Source organism: Anabaena sp. CCY 9910, assembly GCF_963920875.1.
GTDB lineage: Bacteria > Cyanobacteriota > Cyanobacteriia > Cyanobacteriales > Nostocaceae > Trichormus > Trichormus variabilis.
In genome coordinates, this window is sequence record NZ_CAWUDJ010000002.1 from 238885 (window position 1) to 262600 (window position 23716).

General features: G+C 40.6%; 17 protein-coding genes and 1 pseudogene. 8 read left to right on the plus strand and 10 right to left on the minus strand.

Translation table 11 applies throughout. The features are described from left to right. Positions 1-364 precede the first annotated feature (364 nt). On the plus strand, positions 365-652 hold the full coding sequence (locus tag ACM5QX_RS03520) for a DUF427 domain-containing protein (RefSeq protein ID WP_011319418.1): 288 nt from the start codon (positions 365-367) through the stop codon (positions 650-652). Between the two features lie 821 nt (positions 653-1473). Continuing rightward, positions 1474-3657, plus strand: coding sequence for a GumC family protein (locus tag ACM5QX_RS03525; RefSeq protein ID WP_414752398.1), 2184 nt, complete (start codon positions 1474-1476; stop codon positions 3655-3657). A 269-nt stretch (positions 3658-3926) separates the two neighbouring features. On the opposite strand, the gene ACM5QX_RS03530 is transcribed toward ACM5QX_RS03525, so the two are convergent. From ACM5QX_RS03530 to ACM5QX_RS03560, 7 genes and pseudogenes are all read right to left on the minus strand, one after another. After that, positions 3927-4952, minus strand: a complete 1026-nt coding sequence (locus tag ACM5QX_RS03530; RefSeq protein ID WP_414752399.1) for a 2-hydroxyacid dehydrogenase — start codon at positions 4950-4952, stop codon at positions 3927-3929. 179 nt (positions 4953-5131) lie between these two features. Next, the gene (locus ACM5QX_RS03535) at positions 5132-5494 is read right to left on the minus strand and encodes a DOPA 4,5-dioxygenase family protein (RefSeq protein WP_011319414.1); all 363 of its coding nucleotides are present in this window, start codon (positions 5492-5494) and stop codon (positions 5132-5134) included. Positions 5495-5652: 158 nt separating this feature from the next. Beyond that, positions 5653-7296, minus strand: a complete 1644-nt coding sequence (locus ACM5QX_RS03540) for a glycosyltransferase family 39 protein (protein WP_414752400.1) — start codon at positions 7294-7296, stop codon at positions 5653-5655. A 176-nt stretch (positions 7297-7472) separates the two neighbouring features. Further along, positions 7473-8792, minus strand: a complete 1320-nt coding sequence (locus tag ACM5QX_RS03545; RefSeq protein WP_414752401.1) for a D-alanyl-D-alanine carboxypeptidase — start codon at positions 8790-8792, stop codon at positions 7473-7475. Positions 8793-8954: 162 nt separating this feature from the next. Continuing rightward, on the minus strand, positions 8955-10025 hold the full coding sequence (locus ACM5QX_RS03550; RefSeq protein WP_011319411.1) for an LOG family protein: 1071 nt from the start codon (positions 10023-10025) through the stop codon (positions 8955-8957). Positions 10026-10297: 272 nt separating this feature from the next. Then, positions 10298-10645 (minus strand): annotated as a pseudogene (gene trxA, locus ACM5QX_RS03555) (thioredoxin); the annotation flags it as partial. Positions 10646-10980: 335 nt separating this feature from the next. Further along, a complete protein-coding gene (locus ACM5QX_RS03560; RefSeq protein WP_414752402.1) occupies positions 10981-12144 on the minus strand; it encodes a GuaB3 family IMP dehydrogenase-related protein in 1164 nt (387 codons plus the stop codon). A 393-nt stretch (positions 12145-12537) separates the two neighbouring features. On the opposite strand from ACM5QX_RS03560, the gene ACM5QX_RS03565 reads away from it, so the two are divergent. The 5 genes from ACM5QX_RS03565 (at position 12538) to ACM5QX_RS03585 (ending at position 19767) form a co-directional block, all read left to right on the plus strand. Continuing rightward, complete coding sequence (locus tag ACM5QX_RS03565) at positions 12538-13539, plus strand: hypothetical protein (protein ID WP_414752403.1); 1002 nt, start codon at positions 12538-12540, stop codon at positions 13537-13539. A gap of 130 nt (positions 13540-13669) precedes the next feature. Next, entirely contained in the window at positions 13670-16066 is a 2397-nt protein-coding gene (locus ACM5QX_RS03570) for an endonuclease MutS2 (RefSeq protein ID WP_414752404.1), read from the plus strand. 802 nt (positions 16067-16868) lie between these two features. Further along, positions 16869-17474, plus strand: coding sequence for a DUF3038 domain-containing protein (locus ACM5QX_RS03575; protein WP_010994225.1), 606 nt, complete (start codon positions 16869-16871; stop codon positions 17472-17474). 25 nt (positions 17475-17499) lie between these two features. After that, the gene (locus tag ACM5QX_RS03580; RefSeq protein WP_414752405.1) at positions 17500-19080 is read left to right on the plus strand and encodes a DUF4335 domain-containing protein; all 1581 of its coding nucleotides are present in this window, start codon (positions 17500-17502) and stop codon (positions 19078-19080) included. Positions 19081-19482: 402 nt separating this feature from the next. After that, positions 19483-19767, plus strand: a complete 285-nt coding sequence (locus ACM5QX_RS03585) for a YiaA/YiaB family inner membrane protein (protein ID WP_011319406.1) — start codon at positions 19483-19485, stop codon at positions 19765-19767. A gap of 167 nt (positions 19768-19934) precedes the next feature. Here ACM5QX_RS03585 and ACM5QX_RS03590 read toward each other — a convergent pair whose 3' ends face one another. Genes ACM5QX_RS03590 through ACM5QX_RS03600 form a run of 3 tightly spaced genes read right to left on the minus strand, consistent with a single transcriptional unit; the run spans position 19935 to position 21028 of the window. Beyond that, complete coding sequence (locus ACM5QX_RS03590; protein ID WP_414752406.1) at positions 19935-20393, minus strand: ferredoxin; 459 nt, start codon at positions 20391-20393, stop codon at positions 19935-19937. Continuing rightward, positions 20393-20779, minus strand: a complete 387-nt coding sequence (locus ACM5QX_RS03595) for a DUF1257 domain-containing protein (protein WP_011319404.1) — start codon at positions 20777-20779, stop codon at positions 20393-20395. Before ACM5QX_RS03595 ends, ACM5QX_RS03590 begins: the two co-directional genes overlap by 1 nt. 39 nt (positions 20780-20818) lie before the next feature. After that, positions 20819-21028, minus strand: coding sequence for a DUF2997 domain-containing protein (locus ACM5QX_RS03600; RefSeq protein ID WP_011319403.1), 210 nt, complete (start codon positions 21026-21028; stop codon positions 20819-20821). Between the two features lie 562 nt (positions 21029-21590). Between ACM5QX_RS03600 and ACM5QX_RS03605 the strand changes: the two genes are divergently transcribed. Further along, positions 21591-23630: a hypothetical protein gene (locus ACM5QX_RS03605; RefSeq protein ID WP_414752407.1), complete on the plus strand. Its 2040-nt coding sequence runs from the start codon at positions 21591-21593 to the stop codon at positions 23628-23630. Positions 23631-23716: the final 86 nt, after the last annotated feature.

The following is a 23716-nucleotide window of genomic DNA, read 5'->3' on the forward strand; positions in this document are numbered from 1 at the left end:
CATTTCTTGTAGGATTCATACTTAATTTTTGAAACACACGTAGGTGGGCAATGCCCAGCAAAACCATGATACGGTGGATATTACCACACCCTACAGATACTTAGATTCTTGTACGTAAGCGCAGGCTAAGCCAACAATAATCAAATTGGATTCCTATATGAGTGGTTAGTGATAATCATATCCCCCAATTTTTGCCTGCATAATTAATGCGATAGACCACTAGCCAGTGCTACAGTCACCATAAATCCAGTGTAAAGCTCAGTATATTGAGGAAGTTCCTCAAATGTTACACATACTTTTCCCAAAATACTGGAAGCATAAAATGTCAGAATGTTAAATGTAAACTTTCATCACAAACACACTTATGCCAAGAGCCATCTGGAATGGAGCTGTGTTAGCCGAGAGCGATAACACCGTAGTCGTGGAAGGTAACCATTATTTTCCGGCTGATGCAATTAACAAGGAATATTTTCAAGCGAGTGAAACTCACACCACTTGTCCGTGGAAAGGTGTCGCCAGTTACTACAGCATCGAAGTTGATGGACAAGTTAACAAAGATGCTGCTTGGTACTATCCCAGCACTAAAGAAAAAGCAAAGAATATTGAAGGTTACGTAGCCTTTTGGAAAGGTGTAAAGGTTGAGACTAAATAAGCATAATTAGCCAAAAAAACTCAACCTTGTGGAGACGCGAGTAATCGCGTCTTTTTTTGTATCATCATAAATTTTTTTCATCTACCATCAGGTTCTCTTGTCACCAGGAAATAATTAGGAAATTTCAAGTAAGCTTTAAATTTCATATTCAAAATTTAGTCGTAAATTAGATAATATTCATTATTTTTATCGTAAAAATTACTGTTACTAGTGAATTAAACTATACCTTGGGAGAAATTTAATTATTTGTTGATGTATATTTGTTTTCGAGCAAATCAAAATGACGACGATGTTTCTTTAAATAAAGAATAAAAAATTTAGTTGTAATTATTTTAGCGATCGCCCACACCTACACTATCCCTAAAAGCCCTAAAAAAATTAGAGATATTGCCTTACATACTAATATGTATAAGTAATACAAGTCACTTAATTACATTCAAGTGAATTAAATATATTTGTATTTAAAATATCCTTACATATAAAAAATTACCTGACTACTGATTAATTAGTGGCGTTATTTATAACAACCTGTTAGTTGAAAAAATCATCTAAATATTACTTCTAGGATATCAATAAGGATATCATGAAAAAATATCAGAGAAGTTGACACTACAAATACTCTTGTTTTAAGCTCAATATGCTTGTTGCCCATTTACTATGCAATCAATAATTTTAGTTATTGTACAAGCAATATTTGTATTTAAATCAAGTATAAATCTGTCCGTAATATGACTTTTGATATAAACATTATGCTTAAGAGAATATTCAAGTAAAAATATTCATTTCTTCTAGAAGCTGACCGATATTAGAGGGATTATATAGTGGCTAACATCAGTTTAAAACAAGGACAATTTGTTACCAACTCTTTGTCAAATGAATGGAAGTTTAGACATCTTACTAAAATTCTTCTAAGACGACGTTTTATAGTGTTGGGCGTTTCTTGTATGGTGATGTCAGCTACTAGCTTTACAGCCATAACAAACAAACCCACTTATAAAAGCCAGATACAAATATTAGTCAGCCCTAATGTATCTGAAGAGGTAGGTGCAACAAATAATAATATAGATATTCCCATAAATATTGAGCAATACTCTGTGCAGAAAAACTTGATGCAGAGTTCTAAATTAATAGATAAGGTGGTAAACATACTAAGTTTTGACTATCCCAATATTACTAAAGAACATATTTTAGGGAACACAGAGAATAGTGAAAATTCTCGCTTAAAAGTAACTCAGATAGAGACTAACAAAGGAGCAAAACAAGTTCTTAGCCCCGTATTTGAAATTTCTTTTCAAGATAACGACCCATTGAAAACTAAAAAAGTACTTCTAGCTTTACAAAAGGTCTATCAGGATTACAATCTAGAGCGAAGACAAGAGCGATTTAATCAAGGATTAGCATTTATTAATGCTCGGTTACCAGTAATTAAACAACAGGTAAGACAAGCTGAGAGAAAATTAGAACAGTTTCGTAAGAAGCACAATTTACTAGATCCAGAATTACAAAGTCAAGTTTTAATAAAATCCTTGACTAAAACGCAAGAACAGTTACAAGTAACTCGTACCCAATTACAAGATATTAATTCCCGCTATCAAAACTTAGAAGAAAGAATCACAGAGGCTAGTCAAAAAGCGCTCATATCAATGCGTTTGGCTCAATCAAGTCGTTATAAAACACTGACGAGTGAATTACAAAAGACTGAACAAACTCTGGCCAAAGAGCAGCTACGTTATACAGATGACTCCCCTATTGTGCAGAGTCTCAAGCAGCAACGCCAGAGTCAATTAACTTTAGTACAGCAAGAGTTAAAACGGTTAACTGCGGAAATTAGAACAGAAACAACTCCAGAACCAGGACAACTGGTTGGAGTTGATCCAAATTTAGTGGAAGAATTTGTTCAAGTACAGACGACGGCTTTAGGATTAATTGCTAACGAAAAGAGCCTCAGAGAATCAGAACAACGTATCCGTTCTGAATTGAGAAAATATCCTAGTTTGATAGCAGAATATCAACGTCTTTTACCAGAACTAGAAACGCAACGCAAAACACTTGAGCAAATGTTGCAAGCACAACAATCAATGGGGATGAAAATTGCTCATGGAGGTTTTGATTGGTTGGTATTAGAGGAACCAAATCTGGGAACTTATGTTGGTAATGATAGGTTTTGGTTAGTACTTGTCGGTATGATTACTGGCCCGATTTTGGGTGTTGTCTTGGCGCTGATTTGGGGAATGCGTCATCAGATTATTCATTCTGCACAAGATTTGCAGAAGGTAAGTAACTTAAGATTACTGGGAACAGTACCGAAGTTAGCACCCCGGACGATGGAAAAACGCCTTCCCAATTTATCTTGGCTTGGGGGACGCAACGTAGCTGAGTCTGAGGAAGTAGGTAATTCTTGGCTACCTTGTCACGAAACCTTGGATATGGTCTACCAAAACACTCAAATATTGAAGTATCCTGTCCCTTTTAAGTCCGTGATGGTAACTTCAGCGCTACCAGGGGAAGGAAGGACAACTTTAGCGATGGGGTTAGCAGCTAGTGCGGCTCATATGCACAGACGAGTGTTACTAATTGATGCTAACTTGCGATCGCCTAAACTCCACAAAATTCTCCAACTATCAAACGACTGGGGATTATCTTTACTACTCCTCGATGAGACAAACACTGAAGTTCAAGATTATATCCAGCCAATTCACCCTTCTATTGATATTTTGACTGCGGGGCCAACACCAGAAGACACGGTAGAATTGCTCAGTTCTCAGCGATTGAAAGATTTAATTGAGTTATTTGAGGAAACCTACGACTTAGTATTGATAGATGCTCCACCCATTTTAGGCACAGTCGATGGTAGGATTGTTGCCTCCTACTGTCATGGAATTATGATGGTAGGGCGCATTGGTTGGGTAACACAAACTGAACTCACCCAAGCTGTGGAAATCTTAAACAGCTTAAACTTAGTTGGCATTATCGCTAATGATATGAGTAGTTATCACAAGGGTTGAAATATTTTCTTAGAACTTACGCACTCAGAGGGTGTTTGAAAAGTCGAAAAGTATACTAGAAACCCCTCTCCAAACCTCTCCCCGAAACGGAGAGAGGCTTTGAAACCCCCATTCCCTCGCAGGGAAGGGGGGCTAGGGGGTTAGGTTTTTAAGATTTTGGTGTTAGCAATGATACTTTTCAAACACCCTCTCAGGTAATCTGTTGAGAATGGGTGTAAGGGTGTAAGGGTGTAAGGGTTTTCAAAATTTATACCCCTATACCCCTATACTCAACTAACTAAAACCTTGGATTCTACTTCTGGTTGATAACGGATCTCATTGGGACAAGAACGACCTTGCTCAATATCAGCAATGTTGTTTAAGGTTGTCTCTGCTATGTTGCGTAAAGCATCTTCTGTAAAAAATGCTTGGTGTCCTGTGATAAGTACATTGGGAAATGTTGTCAGTCTTTGGAAGATATCATCTTGAATGATTTCCCCTGATAAATCCTCAAAAAACAATTCTGATTCCTGCTCATAAACATCTACACCCAAAGAACCGATTTTGCCAGTCTTGAGTCCTTCAATTACAGCTTGGGTATGAATGAGCGCACCTCTGCTGGTATTGATTAACATTACCCCTGGCTTTACCTGCTCGATTGCTTCCGCGTTGATTAAGTGATGAGTTTGCGGCATCAGGGGGCAATGGAGAGAAATAATATCAGAATTGGCAAATAGTTTCGGTAATTCTACGTATTCCCCCCCTAATGCTAACATTTCTGGGTTGTGGTACACATCATAGGCGAGTAGGCGACAGCCAAACCCTTTCATGATTTGTCCCAAAATCAAACCGATTTTACCAGTACCGATAATTCCCACCGTACGTCCGTTGATGTTAAAACCTAAAAGTCCATCTAAAGCAAAATTACCTTCACGGACGCGATTATAAGCGCGGTGGATTTTGCGATTGAGGCTCAAAATTAAACCTACTGCGTGTTCGGCTACACCATAGGGTGAATAGGCGGGAACACGAACTACATTAACACCCAACTTATTAGCAGCTTTTAAATCTACATTATTGAAACCTGCACAACGGAGGACAATCAAGCGAGTTCCTCTTGAAGCAAGAATTTCTAAAGTAGCTGCATCAACTTGATCATGTACAAATACACAAACCGCCGGAAATCCGGCGGCTAAAATGGCGGTATCTTGATTGAGACGGGGTTCAAAAAACACCAAATCATGTTGCTTTGGAGCATTTGCAGCTTCTAAAAACTGCCGATCATAGGCTTTTGTACTGAAGACTGCTACTTTCATGCCAAACCTCAGGCTATATGCCGGATATTTTTCACATACATATTAGCTTGGTGTTTGAACAGTTGATGTCCACTAAGGGCTAGCTGAAAATCTCAATTATGCTTACCAGTTATAGATTTTAGGTTTTTTTTACCTGTAAATATAACTAAAGCAAAAATTAATGCTTTGAGTATCATCAATCATTCATTAGCTGGTATAACTTTCCTTAGTGAATCAATGTTGAGTTCTAACTTTTCTCCCAGCCACAAGGCAAAACGGGTATGGTCGCTGACATCATCTCCTGTCAAGGGATGAACGAGAATATCTAATTCCTGACGGTGAAGCATTAACCAGGGGACAATTTGAGCGAACTCTGTTGACGGGAAGGCAACTTGGTACATGGATTTAGGGTGGGGGCCAATGGGTTTTTCATGCGATCGCCCAAGCTGTACATTGAATCTATTACCTAATTCTTCACGGATACTCATAGCTGTAGCAAAACTAGCGCTATCAAAGTAAACGTGAGCGTGAAAACCAGTGATGTTGAGAGATTCTTCTTTCATAGCTTTAAGTGCCAATTTATTGCGCTGCTCGTGTCAGTTTTTGAAAGGATCTGGTTTAATACCCCATCCTCTCGTGGGTAGTTTTTAGGCGTTTTTGCCACTGACCACTGACAAATGACGCGAAATCCCACTACCTTATGGGTGGAGTTTTTATAAGCTTATTTACTCCGAATATTTGTTGATTTTGAATTAACTTCTTGAGTTAGGGTATTTTTTATTTGCCAAAGTCTTCCAGGCTCAAACACTGGAAGCACCTGTTTTTTATTTTGTTTTAAAGCTCCTAATATTTGCTGTGACGGACGAAATGTCAACAATTGATTATTTTGGGAAAGGAAAAGATTTAAATTAGCATTCTCCAAATTAGTAGGCTGAGTTAAGAGCAGTAATCTTACATGATCTTGAAGTGAATAACTCTGGGCAATTAGATCGCCAGTGTTGGTGTATTCATCTCCAATATCACTGACTATCACTGGTGAGGAACTACCGTTAATCCGATTAATTATTTCAAAATTATGATAGCTTAAATCCTTGCTCCACCAAGTATGTGCAGAAGCACTAACAGTAGCTGATGCGATACTGCTTGTGAAAATAAGTAGGGTCACACCTTGCCATAACCAGCGTTGGGAAATAATTTTAGTTCCTAATAAATAAGCAACTGCAAGTTGCACACCAGGATAGGAAGATATCAAGTAACGGCTGACAGTAGAGCGTCTACCCCCTAGTAGTAAATCTGGCAAAGCTAAACTGAGAAAAGGAACGAGAATTGTAGTAATAATAAATAACCAGGTTGCTCTTTTAGTTTGATGACACACTAAATAAGTTGCCCCAGCTATTAACATAATAACGGCTAGTTTCAATAGAGAAGAACGGATACCGTTCCAGATAGTGTCAAAACCAAAGTCTAAGTCAAAAAATAAAGAACTAAAACTAACTAGCCATAGTTTTAATAAATACCATATATCAACTTTATCTCCAGTCCAACTTGTGGTTTCTACTACCCTTTGACGGTTGGTGACTAGTATTACTAACCAAGGAAGATATAAAATAAGCGAGCTAGCGATCGCCACTAAGAAATATATGAGATTCTTTCTCAAAGATTGCCTATTTTCTTGCCGGAATGTCTGCCCTAAAAATATATAAGTTCCTTGAGCAACTACCGTTAGAACAAAAAAAGGATGGGTGTACCAGCCTATAATATTACTGAGAGTATACAAACTCCAATTTTGCCAGGTAGATAAGCGCCAAGCCCGTAATAATAAAAAATTGCTCCCAATGACTGCTACTGTTAGTAAGCTGTACTGTCTGGCTGTCTGAGCAAACAGAATATCAAAAGGAGACAAAGCTAAAAGCACTGTTGCAAACAAAGCCACTGTTGTAGAAGCAAATAACTCCAGCCCCAAAGCATACATTAATGGCAACGCCAACAAACTCAGTAAAGCGGGCAATGTCCGCGACGCAGTGAGAGAACTGCCAAACATCTGCATCCAAAAGCGAGCCATTAAGAAATAAAGTGGTGGATGATGCGGGTCTTCAATTTTTAGTGAGTTAATTGTATCTACTACGGTGCTTCCTGGTTTCAATCGCTGAAACTTCAGTAAATATGGTGCTGGTATGATGTGATTTTGAAAAATTTCTTGGTCTATTTCTTGCCGTGTGAAGCCCGCCGCCCGTATAGATGTATAGGCTTCATCGTGCCAGTAAATTTTGTAGTCGAGATGAAAAAAGCGGAAAAATACACCTGTTACCAATAGTATTAGTAAAAATAACCTCAACCAACGCGGAGTAAGTTTGAGATCCCGCATAGCAAAATCACCGCATGAATTACAAATCTAAAGCATAGTGACTGTAATCATCACAATCACTCATGCTTCAGCGAAGTACCTGCTTAATTTCGTGTAGTGATACTAGTTGCGGTGTAAATACACGCCCATCGGCAATGTCTATAACTTTGACAACAGCGTAATTACGAATTACCCTACTAGCCACCATACACAATTTCACTGCGGTTAGTATTCCCCAGATCGGGTAAAGATTTAGGTGAATGGGGGGTAAGGGCTGTGGGTGTGCTAGGGGCTACTTGTAATTGCTGTACTAGACGTTGTAAAAGTTTGTCTTGTTGTTGGCGGAAAGCGCCAATTTGGGGGCCACGGTTAATAATAGCGAACCAAACCAAACCGCGATCGCGTGTGGGTACAACGCCAGCTAAAGCACTCACATCCCGCAACGTCCCAGTTTTCATCACAGTAGCCATCGGCAAATGTCGAGAGTGCATTGTGCCTCGGTGATCAAAGCCAGAGATGGGAAACAAGTCTGCTAGATTGAGTTGAGCCGCAGCAGCTTCATGTTGCAGCGCCATTAACATTGCACAAACCGCCCTGGGAGAAATCCGATTTTCTGGGCCAAGTCCCGAACCATTAATTAATTGAATTTCTGTCTCTGGCACTCTTGCTAGTTTGGCAGCTTTGGCTTGGACTACAGTATGGCCTCCCACCGCTTCTGCCAACATCTGCGCCATCTCATTATTGCTGTAAACGTTCATCTCCTTGATCAATTGTTTCAAGGGTAAGGAACGGTGACGCACAAGTAAAGTTTGTTTGGGGTTGGGCTGGGCGAAAAATTTGATTGTGCCATTAATTACTACCTGGGGCTTTGGTGTTCCCTTAGGCATGATGGAATGTATATAATTTGCTGGACGAGTCCAGGTTTTAGAATTTAGTGATTGTTTGAGCATTTGCCCAGCCAAGAGGGGATGGCGTTGGAAATTCATGGCGAAATTGCCTGTAATTACCAAATTGCCCTTTACCTGCTTGATGCCCATTTTATTGAGCGTATTACCCAGGGCGATCGCTTCTTCCCAAACAAACATCGGGTCGCCGCCGCCATTAATGATTAAATCACCTTGTAATACGCCATTAACAACTGAAGCATTAGTGGCGATCGTCGTTTCAAATTGATGTTCTGGGCCGAAAGTAGTAAAAGCCGCCAGTGAAGTAGCAATTTTAGTGAGAGAAGCTGCCGGCAGAGGAGTAGTTCCTTGATGATTAGCCATCAACATCGGCCCTGACTGCAACCAAATTCCTTGGCTTTCTGCTAAATTCTCAGCAATCAATTTTGTCGTGACTAATCCCTTCAGATATTCCTTGACTGTATTAATTCCTGCTGGATTCGGATCAGGTGCAATAACCAAGCCTGGGCTACTTTGCCAAGTTAGTGCATCTAAAGCATCCGCAGGCTTGATTTGCACACCGGCCATTTCCAGCCAGATAGAAACCAAACCCGAACTCAACAATTCCAGCATGATTCACTCCCCACTTATGACTGTAATATATTGTTTCCTGTGCTAATATACGCGCTTTATGGTGTTCATCAGCATTGAGTCATCATAACTGGTATTTTCTTCTCCTCTCAAAGTAAGTTGGACGGTATTAAGTATTAGGTATTAATTACCAATTACCAATGACTATTTCCTCTCTGGATGTACCTGCTCTTTGGTAGCAGGAATACCCATTTGATTAATTACCGCAATCATCTGATATAAACGTCCCAAGTCCCGTTGATTGAAGGATAAAACTAGGCGAGGTAGTCCCACAGTTTCATCTTGGTTTTCTTGAGGCAAAGACTCACTTCTTTCTATCTTTCCTTGGACGAGAATGTCACTAAATTCAGCATTCAGTTGCTCAACCTCAGCATCTGATAATTCTTGGGTTAAGCGAATTACCAAGCGATCGCCTACATAGCGACAGGAATGATAAACCTGATAAAAGCGGGTTATGGCATCACAGGCTACTTCTAGACTATCTGTGACGGTGTACAGGCTAGGGTCTTCAGGATTTACCAAACCTGTTTTCACTAGATGCTGATTGATGTATTCGCTCCAAGATTGCCAATAATCACCGCCAGGATGATCTATTAAAACTACTGGTACAGGGCCAAATTTACCTGTCTGGCTTAAAGTCATGCACTCAAACGCTTCATCTTGAGTACCAAACCCACCAGGAAACAAAGCTATAGCATCGCTTTCTTTGAGGAGAAACAGCTTGCGGGTAAAGAAATATTTAAAGTGAATCAGCTTGGGATCACCCTCAATAATTGGGTTTGCTTGCTGTTCAAAAGGCAGGTGAATGTTCAATCCAAAGGAATTTTCTCGTCCTGCACCCTCGTGACCAGCCTGCATAATACCACCTCCTCCTCCGGTCATTACCATAAATCCCATCCGAGTTACCGCACGGCCAAATTCCACTGCCATTTGGTACTCTGGGGCTTGTGGCAATAGACGAGCCGAACCGAAGATGGTTACTTTGCGGACGTGTCGGTAATCATAAAATAATTGGAAGCCTCGTTCCATATCTGCTAAAGCCGCAGATAATATTTTCCAATCGAGACGTTCAATATCGCTGTCCGCTAGACGGACTATTGTTGCCAAAGCATTATAAATAAGTTGCCGATTTTTTAATGTCGGTAAGCGATCGATTAGTTCAACAAGATCGGCTTGGAGAGACTCAAATGTTTCAAACGACGCAGATGAGGTCATGATAGATGCCACCACAATGGCATTACATTCTACCTAATTTTCGAGTGCAATTTTACGAATAAACCGGATTCCTATCACGTCTCAAAATAATAGCTTAGGAACACCTCTTAAGTAGGAAGAATTTATTAGTTTACTAATGGTGACGTATATTTGTTTCGTCCATAAGAAATATTATGAGGTGCTATAATTTGCACCTCATAAAGTATTGGACAAATATTACCTAAACTTAATGGCAATAGATTACTCAACAAGAGCTTACTATTGATTGAGTTTCACAGATGCTTTTCTAGGGTTTGAGATAATGTTGTTTTAGGCACCGCACCGACTACCATATCGACTTTCTGCCCACCTTTAAAAATCATAAGTGTGGGGATGCTGCGGATGCCGTACTGACTTGCAACTTGCGGATTCTCATCAGTGTTGACTTTCACCACTTTTATTTTACCTTCGTACTGTTGAGCTATTTCATCGACAACAGGAGCGACCATTCTGCAAGGACCACACCAAGGGGCCCAAAAATCAACCAAAACTGGTACATCGCTGTCGAGTACTTCTTGCTTAAAAGTAGAATCTGTAACTTGTGCGGCTGCTGACATGCCTAAAAACCTTTGCCAATTATATTTCTGACTTTCGTGAAAATTCTACCATAGCAAAAACAACTGCCCAAAACACAAGGATGTACATTTGCAAAGAAGCTGAAGAATTTATGTAATACATAAGGAACCGCCCGAACAGTAGTCCGGGCGGAGTGTGGTGTGAGGAGTGAACGGAAACATGCGTCTCCGCTATATCTATTGTAGGCGACATATGTGATTTTTCCAGTGGTTGTTTAAGAGTCTGGAAAAAATTTCTGAATAATTTAAAGTTGGTAATCCGGGATAGGGTAGAAGGCATACTAAAAAATTTATTTCTAATTAATCATTCGCCATTCCCTATTCCCTTTTACCTATTCCCTTTATTTACCCATACCTAATTGTTGAGCTTTTTGGTAAACTTTGCCCTCAGTTAACAAGGAAGGAGCAATTACAACTTCAACTTGCTGCATTTCTTTAATATCTTTTGCTCCCAAAGTACCCATGCTAGTTTTTAAAGCTCCCAATAAGTTATGAGTACCATCATCTAGGCCGGCTGGCCCAGTTAATATTTGTTCAAGAGTGCCAGTTGTACCGACGCGAATCCGTGTCCCACGGGGCAATACAGGGCTAGGTGTTGCCATACCCCAATGGAAGCCTCTTCCTGGAGCTTCGGCGGCTCTAGCGAAGGGAGAACCGATCATTACGCCGTCAGCGCCACAGGCGATACATTTACAAATATCACCACCAGTAATTAAACCGCCGTCAGCGATGATGGGGATATAATTACCTGTTTCCCGATAGTAATCATCCCGTGCGGCGGCGCAGTCAGCGATCGCAGTTGCTTGGGGTACTCCTACACCTAATACCCCACGAGAGGTACAAGCTGCACCAGGGCCAATCCCTACTAAGACAGCCGCCGCCCCAGCTTTTAACAAGTTCAAGGTGACTTCGTATGTCACACAGTTACCCAAAATTACGGGAATTGGCATAGAACGGCAAAATTCAGCCAAATCCAGGGGTACTACAGATTCTGGTGACAAGTGGGCGGTAGAAACTACCGTAGCTTGAATAAAAAATAAATCTGCCCCGGCTTGGGCTACTACCTCACCATATTTGCTGGCTCCTATTGGAGTAGCACTAACAGCTGCAATCCCACCTTGTTCTTTAATTTCTTGAATACGCTTGGTAATTAATTCTGGTTTGATGGGTTCGGCATAAAGCTCCTGCATTAAAGAGACAAACTCATCTTTGCCTACCGAAGCAATCCGATCTAAAATCGGTTCTGGGTCAGCATAACGAGTTTGAATGCCTTCCAAGTTGATAACTCCTAATGCCCCTAGTTGCGATAAACGCACCGCCATCTTGACATCAACAACCCCATCCATTGCGCTGGCAATAATCGGGATTTCTCGCTCGATATTGCCAATTTTCCACCGAGTATCAGCTAAACTCGGATCGAGTGTTCTGTTACCGGGGACTAGAGCAATTTCATCAATGCCATATGCTCTGCGAGCTGTCTTTCCCCGCCCAAGTTGAATTTCCACGCTGTTAACTTTTCTCAATTCTGTTCTAGCTAGGGTATCAAATTGTGAGATAGTTTGCAGCGATTTTTTTTAATTGATGGCTAAGTTTATGCGTTGCACGATTAAGGACGGGTGGGGATAGCTACCCCATAAATCCCGCTTTTTTTAACGTAGAGGGTGCGCGGTGAACCAGCGTTGTAGGAGGGTTTCCCTGCGTAAACGACTGGTGAACCCAAAAGGAGGTTAGCGCAGAGGGGTGTGGAGTATTTTGAAAGTTAATTGACTAGGAATTTTGGGATTCCTGCATAAAAAATCAATCAGTAACTTATTGATGAATAGCTGTCAGGATTTACGGATTTCACCAAGTACGTAAGTTGGATGGCAAGAGTCACTGTTGCTGGAGGTTGTAGGAAAATGCGAGTTAGAAATTACAGTCAGTTTACAGGTTTAGCGATCGCCGGATGGTTATTGTCGAGTTTTTCTACTGTGGCGACTGCTGTTAATGTCTCTCAAGTTGTAGCGCCAGCTAGTATTAATCCCTCTTTTGGGAATATGGTTCAGTTAGCATCTAATCATCTTCCTCAGCCAAAATTAGTATTTCAAGGTCAGGAATCTTACACAAATGCAGGCAAAAATTTTCAAAGATATAAGTTGGCTGTAGCTAACTGGTCGGCATTTCCGGCGCAATTGTTTGATAGCTCTCCTGACCTTCCTCCCTGCGGGCTGAATAATAACTCTTCTCGAACTTGGGTAGATATTTATAACGCCCAAAATAATCAGCGAATCTATGGTTTTTGTGCTTTTTCATCGCCGCAAAACTTAAATTCTCTCTGGTTTGCGGTTGAGCAAGGTCAAACACCACCTAGTTCTGTATATATTGTCCTTAATGATAGAAGGGCAAATAAAACCTATCGTTCTAACTCAATTTCATTGCAAAAAGGGCAATCACCGCCAGCACTCAGGGAAGATTGTATTGCTTTTAATCCCAATAATATTGCTGTTAATCAAGTTAATGGTAGTTGGAAAATAGTTGAAGGTGGTAATCATTGGATGTTTTATTTTGGTAATAAAGCTAATGAGGCAAAACGCGCTTTCCAAATCATTAAGAATTACCGCATGAACAAATCCTGCTTTGTTGGTAGACCACAACCATCTTTCACATATTTATTAGTAAATAATCTTGCACCCTCTGGTTCTGTGCTTGGTGAAGATTGTGTGGCATTCAATCCTGCTACTACAACAGTCAACAAAATAAATAATCGCTGGAAAATTGTAGATGGTAATCACTGGATGTTTGATTTTGATAATAATAAATCTGAGGCAGAACAATCACTAGCAATCATCCAAAAATATCAATTTACTCGCTCCTGCTTCGTAGGTAGACCGAATGCGAGTTTTAGTTATTTACGGAAATAAGACAGTGTAAGAAATATAACAACAGTTAACAGTTAACAGTCAACTGTCAACTTAATTCATTTCAGCCTTTAAGAATTGGCTATAGAGAGGCTAGAATTGTTACGATCACTTCAGATTTGATTTTGCAGCCTTGATTCAATCTGAAACTTTAGAACTACTGGAATGGTATCGCCTTTGTCAGCATCTTTCTACATTTGCGGCAACTAAACTAGGGGCGATCGCATCTCTTCATCTGCAAATCCCTGCATCTCAAGCAGCAAGCGAGCAGTTGTTAGAACAGACAAAAGAAGTTTATCAACTGGAAAGTCGTCTGGCAAGCGGTTTATCTTTTGAGGGTATCCAAGATATTGGTGATGCCTTGGAAAGATCAGAACTGCAAGGGATCTTGGCGGGGGATGAACTTTTGGCGATCGCTACTACTCTCGCAGGCGCAAGAAATTTACGACGTATAATCGATAACCAAGAAGATATACCAATTTTAACTGAGTTGGTGGCTGAGTTACGTACTTACCCTGAACTAGAACAGGAAATACATCGCTGTATTGATGAACGGGGTCAGGTGACAGACCGTGCCAGCACGAAATTAGGTGACATCCGTACAGAATTGCGGAAATTGCGGAGTCAGATCACCCAAAAGCTGCAAAATATTTTACAAGTAAAATCTAACGCGGTTCAGGAACAACTGATTACTCAACGGGGCGATCGCTTTGTTATCCCTGTCAAAGCACCGCAGAAGGATGCTATTCCCGGTATTGTTCATGACACCTCAACCAGTGGGGCAACGTTATACATAGAACCTAATTCTGTTGTGCCGATGGGTAACCAACTGCGGCAGACAATTAGAAAAGAGCAAGCCGAAGAAGAAGCGATTCGTCGCGCACTCACGGAAAAAGTAGCAGCAGTTAAACCTGATTTAGAACGGTTATTAGCCATTGTCACGACTTTGGATATGGCAACTGCTAGAGCCAGATATAGTTTATGGCTCAAAGCCAATCCCCCTAGATTTATTGACCGCCAGGAACAAGAAATCATTACCTTGAGGCAGTTACACCATCCCCTATTAGTTTGGCAACAACAGCACGAACAAGGTCATGCGGTGATTCCTGTGGATTTGTTAATCAGCCCCCATATCCGGGTAGTAACGATTACAGGGCCTAACACTGGTGGGAAAACGGTAACCTTAAAAACCCTGGGACTGGCAGCCTTAATGGCCAAGGTGGGCTTATTCGTCCCCGCCCGCGAGCCAGTAGAAATTCCTTGGTTTGACCAAGTATTAGCAGATATTGGCGATGAACAATCCCTACAACAAAGCTTATCGACTTTCTCGGGGCATATTCGTCGGATTAGCCGGATTTTAAATGCTTTAGGAACCGAGGACAGGGAAGGATCTCATCCCCACTCCCTAGTTTTACTGGATGAAGTTGGCGCAGGTACAGATCCGGCTGAAGGGAGTGCTTTAGCGATCGCTCTTTTACAATATCTAGCGGATCATGCCCAGCTAACTGTGGCTACAACTCACTTTGGCGAATTAAAAGCCCTGAAATATGAAGATCAGCGCTTTGAAAATGCTTCCGTAGAGTTTGATGATGCTACTTTGTCGCCTACCTATCGTTTGTTGTGGGGTATCCCTGGACGTTCTAATGCTTTAGCGATCGCCCTCCGTTTGGGTTTAAAGGCGGAAGTGGTAGAACAGGCAAAAACTCAAGTGGGAGAAGCAACTGACGAAGTTAACTTGGTAATTGCGGGGTTAGAAGCCCAACGTCGTCGCCAGGAAACCAAAGCCGCAGAAGCGCAGAAAATATTACAACAAGCAGAACGCTTGTATAAAGAAGTATCTAACAAAGCGGCGGCATTACAAGAGCGAGAACAATCTCTACGGGCTTCCCAAGAAGTCGCAGTACAACAAGCCATTACCCAAGCCAAAGGCGAAATCGCCAAAGTAATTCGCCGCTTGCAGCAAGGTACAGCCACAGCCCAAGATGCCCAGCAAGCAACCAACAACCTCAATCAAATCGCCCAAAAATATCAACCAGCACCGCCACCAAAGGCAAAACCGGGGTTTGTTCCCAAAATAGGCGATCGCATTCGCATCTCCCAATTTGGGCAAACAGCCGATGTGTTAACCGCCCCTGATGAAGATGGTGAGTTAACAGTCCGCTTTGGCATTATGAAAATGACGGTGAAGCTAGAAGATATCGAATCTCTCGATGGTCAAAAACCGGAACCAATCACCAAAGCGAAGCCAGCCCCAGTTACTCCACCCCCACCAGCCCAACCGGTTCTAGCGATTCGTACCTCCAAAAATACCGTGGATTTACGAGGTAAACGGGTAGCAGATGCCGAATACATTTTAGACAAAGCCATTTCTGAGGCAACTGGCCCAATCTGGATTATTCACGGACACGGTACTGGCAAACTCCGTCAAGGTGTCCACGCCTTTTTAGAACAACACCCTAGAGTTAGCCGTCACGAGCCAGCAGAACAATCTGATGGTGGTAGTGGGGTGACAGTCGCGCATATTTCGTAAAAGGGACTGGGGACTGGGGATTGGGGATTGGGGATTGGGTTTTTAAATGAAAATTACGGCATTCCTATACCCTTAACCCCTTACACCCAGTCTCAAAAGACAACTTGGGTGGGTAAGTCTTAATTACATAGTCACTTTTATAGGTTGTTGACTGCTGACGGTTAACTGTCAACGGTCAACAGTTCTTAGTTAGTAGTTATGCAATTTAGACGCGCACTAGCTTACCTTTCTTGGATGAATTTTATTTATCCAGCCTGTAGCAATAAATTTTACTAAGTTCCTAATTTGATTACGAGTATCTAATTATTCATTCTTTGATGAAGCTTATTGTTAATAATTAGACATTAGATTTTCTGATTATATTTATTTATACTTAAGTACTTAATTAGGAGATAATAATTAAGTATATTTTACCATGACAATTCACTTTCTACACTGTTGAAAATAAATTTTCATCAAGTAGAGTAAGACAGTGACAATTGCTGTTTACCACAGTTCAGAAAAGATAGTGCAGTTAAGAATCCAGCAAAGACTCATATTCAAACTTTTTCACATTCTGATTTGAAGAAAGGATTAGGAAGTGGTGAGTCCTGAATGGTGAGTAAAAATTTCTCTCCCTGTCCCCGTTCGTGTAGCGTCCCGTAGGGAAGTTCGATCGGAGGGAAACCCTCTTTGCGACTTCTCTTCCTACCTCTCCTCCTCCCTTCTTCTTCCTGCCTCTTTCAGAGGAAACCAACTCTAATTATTCAGAGTCTGGTTTCAAAATGGGTAACAGCAACAGCCCCTACCAGCCTGATCACCTATGCTTAAAGTTATGCAATCGGCCGCTGATCCAGCCACTCCCAATTCCCAATGGGAGGACTTAATTAAACTCCCAACCCCAAATGTCGTTGAATGGGACAACATCAAAACTCAGTTAGATTTGGTACTGTTGGCACTGGAAACCCTGACGGGAATTGGCTCTGAGGCTATGCTCTCGGCGGCAACCAGTCTAAATCTAGAGTCGAAAGTGCCAGACCGCGTAGCTTTATGGCGTTTGCGTCAGTCAAACCCTCTACGCAAAGGTCAAGGAGGGCGGAAAAAGCTGGATGTAGAAGAAGCGCGATCGCTTGTTCTCATCATCTGCTACCTCGCCAAACAGCACCAGGAATTAATTCGTCGTGCGGTGGGTCTACTAGAACAAATGGCGGAAAAAAATCGGGAACCTCATCAGGCTGCTTTACTTGGAGACTACATAGATGCTTTCTGCAACACCTACCAAGAGCGGATGGAAGAGGATGAGCAAATCTCGACGGATTTACTAACCAACCTAGCGCTGAAACTACTTGTAGATTTGCTGTTTTATAGCGCTCCTGGTGGACACCGCCGTCTTTGGCTAGCACTCATCGACCGTTCCGCAAAATTTTGAAAACATCTCCTTTGCAGTTCCTGCCATGCCTCTATCTAATTCTGTCATTCGTCGCTACACACCACCTACTTGTACGCTAGAAGTATTGGCGCAAAGCTCCCCTTTGTCACGTTGGATGGGCAAACCAGTACTTAGACACTTAACCTTTGAGTTGCGCTTTGATGACCCGCAATTGCCCGAAGAAAACAGAGTACCAATTCGAGGCGATCGCGACCAACTTGAAGCCTTATGTGATGCTGTTACCACTTACGTACAACAATTTCTCCAACAGCCACCAGATAGTTTTCGTTTTAATGTCTCTGAACTGGAAGATTCAACTAAAGTATCTACTGAAGAATTAACAGATTTTCATCAAGCTTCACTCTTATCTAAAACCACAAAATCTTTTATACCCCAAATACCAGGGACAAAAATCTATTTAGAACCGGGCGATTATTTAACACACAATTTATTTCTTGGTTCCTTAGCTAATCAAGCATCTGGCTATGTTATTCAACTAAGTTTGCTACAACTGTTCGATCTCGCAACAGCCTTAGATGAATATTCGACAGATGTCATGGCATTACCATCTCTCAATAACACTAGTTCCGTGGTACGGTTCCCGGCTTGGGCTTCTGTTGCTGCTGTATTAGTATTAGCTTTAGGTTTAACGCCTTTAACTTGGCAATATGCTAATAACACCAAACAAAAAGAGCAGCAGACAGCAACAAACAGCAATCCCAACGATGAACAAATAGCTTTACAACCAACCCTACCTAATTTTCCCGCACCTCAATCTGAACTAGCCCCTGCTAATAATTCATCGTCTTTGCCTTTAGGTTCGGCTCCGCCACCTCCTCCCAATACTGGTTTACCGACAACTCCCCTCATTCCTCCTAATACCAGTTTCCCAGCTAATTCTGCTTTACCTCCCAACTCTGTAACCTCAAAACAACCATTAAATATACCTCAGACAAATATTCCACCAATCTCAGGCAATGCAGGAGGTATTACTCTACCAGGGCAACAAGTTGCTATTCAACCAAATCCCTCAGGGGGTATTAACTCAGCAGGCATTACTCTCAAGCGGAATTTACCCCCCAGATTATCCACCTCTACAGGTAATATTGCCTCTGGTATCCCACCAGTACCACCACCACTGGCTACCATACCTAACAATGCAATTCCTCAGGCCTACTCACCAGTAACCTCACAAGCCGCAAGAAGTAGAGTCAATACTTCCCCAGAGTTGGCTGACACTAGCTCATTAATAGATAGTTCGAGAAGTGAACCCAAGACAACTTCGTCTGGTGACATTGCTACGAGTAACACTGGCACACTGTTTGATACACCACAGGTAGCAGAAGCTAGAGAGTTTTTCAAAAAGCGTTGGCAACCACCCTCAGGATTTGCACAAACCCTAGAGTATAGCGTCATGCTGGGGGTAGATGGCTCAATTGAGCGGATTTTACCTTTAGGCAAGGCAGCTAGAGATTATGTTGATTTAGTTGGAATGCCTGCGATCGGAGAACCTTTTGTTTCAGCTAATCGCTCTGGGCAAATGACACGAATTCGGGTTCTTCTCAGCCCAGATGGTAAAGTACAAACTTTTCCAGAAACTGAATAGTCAATCATCAGTTGCTTGGCAAAACTAAAACTTTGAGAATATCAACTATAACTTGATGACAATCCTAAAACTGGTACATTTCCTGTGCCAGTTTTTACTTATTTTTATTAGTTAAAAATTACTTTCCTGAGTCCAGTTAATAAAGTGGATTGATTCTAAAAATCAGCGAATTTAGTAATCAATATAATCATATTTAATCTTAATTAGGGAACAACAAAAAATAAATTATCCAAAATTCATGGTTTAGTAGGGTGCGTCAGTGCCATAGAACCTAACTATACTCATAAATTCTTCATACTGACGCACCCTACATTTTGGATATTTTTTTATCTGGAATTCCCTTATTAAACATTAAAACATACACATAATTATTCTTAAGAAATCTCATCACAGGTGAAAAATATGCAAACTATTGGGCCTCAGAAAGATAGTGCGGCTTGGGTTATTCAAACATGGGCTGCTTTTGTGCTTTCTATTTCTATGACTAGTTTTGGAATTGCGAATTTACCTGTAGATAACTGGGTAAAAGGCTTTATGAGTATGGGTTTGGCTTTTTCTGTTGGTTCAACTTTTACTCTAGCTAAAACCACTAGAGATTTGCATGAAGCCAGAAGATTAGCTGCGCGCATTGATGAAGCGAAAGTAGAAAAGTTGTTGTCACAACATGATCCTTTGAACCTTAAATAAAATCCAGCTAAATTCAATTTAGTTAAGCCCATGAAATGAGGTTAGGCTCAGGAGTAATCAACAAAGGTGCATACCGGATTGATGCTAAATTGAAACTTTAAAAAACCACAAAAATAAAAGGGCTGTTATGAACAGTCCTTTTATTTTTATAGATTTAATTTTTTATGTTAATAACGGGATTTTTTATTTTTTGACTTTTGCTTTTTCCGCCGCTTTTCGGTAGTTGCAACTGCATGGTCTACTGGATAGCCAACAACAGGAATTACCTGGAATTTACGGTCTTCTTCTAAATTTTTGAGTTCGGTGTAATCAACCCAATGAATACAATCAACCGGACAAGTGTCGATTGCTTCTTGAATAACTTCTTCTGCGTCCCCATCTTGACGAATTACACGCGATCGCCCATAATCAGGCTCAATGTAGAATGTGTTCCGCGCCACATGAGCGCAATGCTTGCAACCAATACAGGTGATTTCATCAACATAAACACCTTTTTGCCGCAATATTCCGCCCAACTCTGGTTCAAAACCAGAACGCTCCGGGGCATCCCGCAAAAAACCCCCTAGTTCTGGCTCAAAACCGGAACGATTCTCTTCTTGTTCTGGCGACGGCAGAAAATCAGCCATTACGCACTCCAGCGCTGTACAACTAGGCGAATCGAACCATCTTCATTTTTTTGTTGTTCGGAGACTTGGAAGCCTACACGAGCAGTTTCTTTCACTACTGTTTGGTAAGCATAACGTTGGGTCACTTGGCGCAAAAAACCATCAACTGACAGGTTTTGTTGCCAATATTGTAGGTCTGCCACTAGTTCATATTCTTTGCCATTCCATCTAAAGCCGATGTCATAGCCGTTTTCCTGCTCAATGGTAATTTCCGCAGGATGGGTTTGACCGCGATAGCCGCGTACTTCTTGTGGGCCTGGTTTCCAGTCTATGCCCAAATCGGTGAGCGCTTCTTGTAAAGATTCGAGGTTACGGATCTGAGTCTTAATTTGGCTAAAGTGTGACATGGTGGTTGTAAATCAACGACAATGAACTGCTATGAGAACTTACCAATCGCTGTAAGTGGTTTGCGTATTTGCCACGCTAGATTCTTGAACCTGGGTGGCGAAAAATTCTGAGGTTGGCTGATGAGTAAGTACTTGCCCTAGTTGTGCTTCTATTGCTGCTGTAACCTCAGCACAGGAAGCCCCTACAATGCCAGTGACCGTTTCTTGTACTCGACCGTCTGGATAGATGATAAATTCTAATGTTTCCATACTCTTAGCCAACCACAATAAGTCCGCTTGAATTTTACTGCCTTAGCAGCAAGCTATATGTATAGCTCTAGGAACATTGTTACTTAGATACAAACTTGCCATTTTTTAACTAATGTTCCATCTCTCAAAATAAATATCTCAGAAAATTTACAAAAATTATTAATTTTATAAGTCAACGCATCCGTCATTAGTTAGTTTCTCTTAACCTAATCCATAAGTCAAGGTTAATTTTATTTGGCTTTTTCAGGCGATAAAAGCCTAAACATCAGTGGTAGCAGTGGTATAGCTAGCTGTGTGAGCTTCTCAATTATCGAATTTATTGAAAATCTTTATCATTATCATTGATTTTAATCAAACTTGAGTGCTGAGTGAGGAGTAATAAATTATCAGTAAGGGTAAACTCGCTCATGCTCAACCTTTTTTTCCTTAAGCTATGTGTAGCAAACTAAACTTCAAAATCATGGAGTTTACTGACACGACTTTAGCTGATATTCTGAAATGTGATTTTTGAAAATATATTATTGCTATCTCAAATAACTTTACGGTGTGGCGATTAAGCTCTATGAGAAATTATCCGTTAGACTCCTTTGTCAGTGCGATCGCTTCTAAAAAATTTGCTGTTATCTTTATCTCAATTTTCACAATTGTTCTAATTTTATACTGTCTCAAGACCAACCCGATTAGACAAGGCGATGGCTATGAATATGCTTTGATTCTCCAAGGGTTCTTTAATCATTTCAGCCCAGATATTAGAGAAGGTGATATTACCAGTCTGATCAAGATTGTGGAAACTCAACCTAGTTCTTATGATGTTAAGGTTCTCCAAGGAACGCTGGAAGCTTTGAGAAATGGGGAAAATGAGATTTATTTGGGCATTCTCAAGTCTACTAGGGGAGAGTATTTTGGTTATCACTTCTGGCTTTATCCGCTAATCAATCTCCCTGCTAAAGCTTTTCTTGCTGTTTTGGGACTCAATGAACTTAAAGCTTTTCAGCTAACCAACGCAATTTTTATCAGCTTCACTTTGGTTTATGTTTTGTTGTTTTCCCGACAATCTCCTTTAGTACGTTGGGTGATCGCCTTATTATATTTAGCTGGGTGTGTGTTCTTTTATCTGCGATGGCCTCACCCTGAAGTTTTCATTGCTGCATCTATTTTAATTTCCGGATGTGCCTTTCTTGAGCAACGAATTTATATTGCGGCGATCGCTGCGACTTTAGCAACCTTACAAAACCCATCAGTAGTTTTTCTTTTGGCATCAATTTTAATATTTTTTGTCCTGAAAAACTTTAAATCCAATATAGTAAATAATCCCTTACAGTTCATCAAGAAACATATTTGGCTGGCTTTAATAGCGGCTTCATCTCTTTTTCCTTATGGATTTTTCTATTATCATTACCAAATCCCAAATTTAATTGCCAAAAGAGGATTTGTTAACCCTAGTTTAATTAGCTGGGAACGCTTTACTTCTACGTTATTTGATTTGAATCAGGGACTAATTGTTGGGTTTCCAGGTCTAATGATTGGTGTTTTGATTCTTCTGGTATATCGTGTACTTTTGGTTGTGATCAAGAAGAAACAGCCAGCATTCAACCAAAGTGACGTATTACTAGTAGCATTTTTCTTAATGCTCCAGCCAACTTTAAGCCAAACAAACTGGAATCATGGCCAGGAGATTTTCAGTAGATATGCTTTTTGGGCGGCGATGGCTTTGATTGTCTGGGTAGCTGCAAATATAGATGATGTAAAAGGGTTATTAAAATATTCTCTCTTACCTTTGATGTTAATTTTACAGCTTTTTCCCAATGAACTTTTCTTTAAACGTCCTTGGGATGGGCATTATTTAAAAATGAAATCCCAAGCAAATTGGGTTTTATCGAATTTTCCTAATTGGTACAATCCAGAACCAGAAATTTTTGCTGAACGAGTCAGAGAATATGAGCGATTTGGTGAAGCGATCACACCTAATCAAATAGACTCACCTTTTATTTATGTAAACAAGGCTGGCGATATTATCAAAATTCTGGTATACCGAGATTTTGTCAATCAAACACAAGAACGTCTTTGTGGTACGAAAGGAAAGCTGATTAGTCGCAACCCACAAGATTCACTGGAGAAACTATTAGCTAATATTTCTTTTAACCGTCAAGGTTGGGGATATCTCAATGGAAATTTTCGATGTGCTGTACCATTGAGTATAAATTTTGCAGAAAGTGGCAACTTGCGTAATTTTACTCGGAAAGGTTGGGGAAAAGCTGAAGTAGATGGCAGTTTAATTAAATCTCCAGAATCTGAATTTATTTTACCTATTGATACTCAGAAATTAGAAGATTTGAAGTTAATGGCTAAAATAGATAATCTATCAGTAGAAGCAAATTTAAAAACAAATTTAGAGTTAATAGTTAATAATCGTTCTATTACTCAATGGACTTTAAACAATTCAAATCAGACTAGTGAATATGAGGCGGTTATTCCTAGAAAAATAGTAGGTTCTAATTCTCCTGTTTCTGTGAGCTTTCGTGTTGTTGGCGCGTCAAAGAAGTTAGACAAATCTGTAAAAATTAAAGTTGTTTCTGTGAGAGTAGATAGAGTTAGTCCTTAAACAAATATTTGATGATTGAAAATATCTAAGTATCTGTAGGGTGGGCATTGCCCACCTTATCATGGTTGTGGTGGGCAATGCCCACC